Raw genomic sequence first — 2,712 nt, forward strand, 5'->3', positions numbered from 1 at the left:
CCCCGGGCGTCAGCGGCCGCCTGCCCGCGGAGCGCGCCCTGAAGTCCCTGCTCGGCGGCACCGGCCTGACCGTGCGCCAGCTCGGCCCGCGCAACGTGGTGCTGGAGCGCAACCTCTCCTCCGTCGCGGAGATGCAGCCGCTGACCGTCACCGCGACCCGCCAGGCGCAGAGCGTCACCTCGGTGCCGTCCACGGTGAACGTCGTCGGCCGCGAAGAGCTGGACCGCAAGAACGTCAACAGCATCAAGGAACTGGTGCGCGACATGCCCGGCGTTTCCGTCGGCGGCACCGGCAACCGCGCCGGTATCACCGGCTACAACATCCGCGGCATCGACGGCGACCGCGTGCTGACGCAGATCGACGGCGTCGAGATTCCCAACAGCTTCTTCAACGGGCCCTACGCGCAGACCGAGCGCAACTACGTCGACCCGGAAATCGTCAAGCGCGTGGAAGTGCTGCGCGGCCCAGCCTCGGCGCTGTACGGCAGCAACGCCATCGGCGGCGCGGTGAGCTACTTCACCCTCGACCCGGACGACATCATCAAGGACGGCAAGGACGTCGGCGCCCGCCTGAAGACCGGCTACAGCTCCGCCGACGACAGCTGGCTGACCTCCGCCACCGTCGCCGGCCGCCACGACGACTTCGACGGCCTGCTGCACCTGAGCCAGCGCAACGGCCACGAGACCGAGTCCTACGGCAGCACCGGCGGCACCGGCCTGTCGCGCACCGAAGCCAACCCGGAAGACGTGCGCACCACCAACGTATTGGCGAAGCTTGGCTGGAACTACGCCGAAGGCAGCCGCTTCGGCCTGGTCTACGAGAAATACAAGGACGACGTCGACACCGACCAGAAGAGCGCCTATGGCGGCCCCTACAGCAACGGCCAACCGGCTCTTCCGCCCAGCGTCCTGCCCGGCGGCATGTACCAGTGGCGCACCGGCAACGACACCATCACCCGCGAGCGCTATGGCCTGGAACACCAGATGCTGCTGGACAGCGCGGTGGCCGACCACCTGAAGTGGACCTTCAACTACCAGATCGCCAAGACCGACCAGAGCACCGACGAGTTCTACTACCCCATGACCCGCCAGGTGCTGCGCACCCGCGAGACGCTGTACAAGGAGCGCCAGTGGGTGCTCGACCTGCAGATGGACAAGGCCTTCGCCCTAGGCGACACCGACCACCTGCTGACCTACGGCACCACCCTCAAACGGCAGAAGGTCACCGGCTACCGTGAAGGTACCGGCACCTGCCTGGCCGTCGGCCGCGGCTGCACGTCCATCGGCGCACCCAGCGCCAGCGACACCCTGGCCCGCAGCAGCGACTTTCCCGATCCGACCATCGACACCTACGCCCTCTTCGCTCAGGACGAAATCCGCTGGAACGACTGGACCTTCCTGCCCGGCCTGCGCTACGACCACACCCGCCTGAAGCCGCACGTCACCGACGAGTTCCTGAAGACCGTCGACCAGAGCGGCGAAGGCGACGTGAGCAGCGAGGACAAGAGCTGGCACCAGCTCTCGCCCAAGCTCGGCGTGACCTACTCGTTCAACGACAACTACCTGTGGTACGGGCAGTACGCCCAGGGCTTCCGCACCCCGACCGCCAAGGCGCTCTACGGCCGCTTCGACAACCCCGGCGCGGGCTATCGCGTGGAACCGAACCCGGACCTCGACCCGGAACGCAGCCAGAGCTACGAGACCGGCCTGCGCGGCAACTTCGAGGAAGGCTCGTTCGACGTGGCGGTCTTCTATAACAAGTACCGCGACTTCATCAACGAGGACGCCATCACCCCCGGCTACGACGAGCCGACCTTCACCAGCAACAACATCAAGAACGCGATCATCAAGGGCGTGGAGTTGAAGGGCCGCCTGGAACTGGGCGCGTTCGGCGCGCCGCAGGGCCTCTACACCAAGGGGTCGGTGGCCTACGCCTACGGCCGCAATAAGGACACCGGCAAGCCGATCAACAGCGTCAACCCGCTCACCGGCGTATTCGGCCTGGGCTACGACGAACAGGCCGGCCGCTACGGCGCCCTGCTCGACTGGACCCTGGTCAAGCGCAAGAACCGCGTGGACGACAGCCAGTTCAATGCCCCGGACGGCACCAGCAGCCAGTTCAAGACACCAGGCTTCGGCATCCTCGACCTGACCGGCTACTACAAGCTGACCGACGACCTGACCCTCAACGCCGGCCTCTACAACCTCACCGACAAGAAGTACTGGCTCTGGGATGACGTACGCGGCTACGACGGCGTCGGCGAAGCCTCGGTACTGGCCCCGGCCAACCTCGACCGCCTGACCCAGCCGGGCCGCAATTTCGCGATCAACCTGGTGTGGGATATCTGAGGCGCAAGCGCTATGGCTGACCGTAGGGCGCATAACCTGGAACAGGTTATCCGCCGCCCAGCTCGGCGGGTAACGCTGACGCGTTATCCGCCCTACAGAGTCGGCTTGGCGCGGGGCTCCCGACGAATCTCGTGCCGCTCTGTTCGCGAGCAAGCTCGCTCCTACGAAAAGCACCACTCCCTGTAGGAGCGAGCTTGCTCGCGAACCCACTTCGCTCCGCTATCGCATTGCACACCCAACAATCTTTACGCTTTCCCCGAAGTCATTCGTCTCGTCTGTAAAGATCAGACCGTAGGGCGCATAACCTGGAACAGGTTATCCGCCGCCCAGCTCGGCGGGTAACGCTGACGCGTTATCCGCCCTA

At 65.8% G+C, this 2,712-nt stretch carries 1 protein-coding gene; it reads left to right on the plus strand.

The window, feature by feature from the left end; genetic code table 11:
• Positions 1-71 precede the first annotated feature (71 nt).
• Positions 72-2,348: a TonB-dependent hemoglobin/transferrin/lactoferrin family receptor gene (locus ACCC94_RS29125; RefSeq protein WP_413353055.1), complete on the plus strand. Its 2,277-nt coding sequence runs from the start codon at positions 72-74 to the stop codon at positions 2,346-2,348.
• Positions 2,349-2,712 lie beyond the last annotated feature (364 nt).

This window comes from Pseudomonas sp. Pseusp97 (assembly GCF_047304025.1).
GTDB lineage: Bacteria > Pseudomonadota > Gammaproteobacteria > Pseudomonadales > Pseudomonadaceae > Pseudomonas.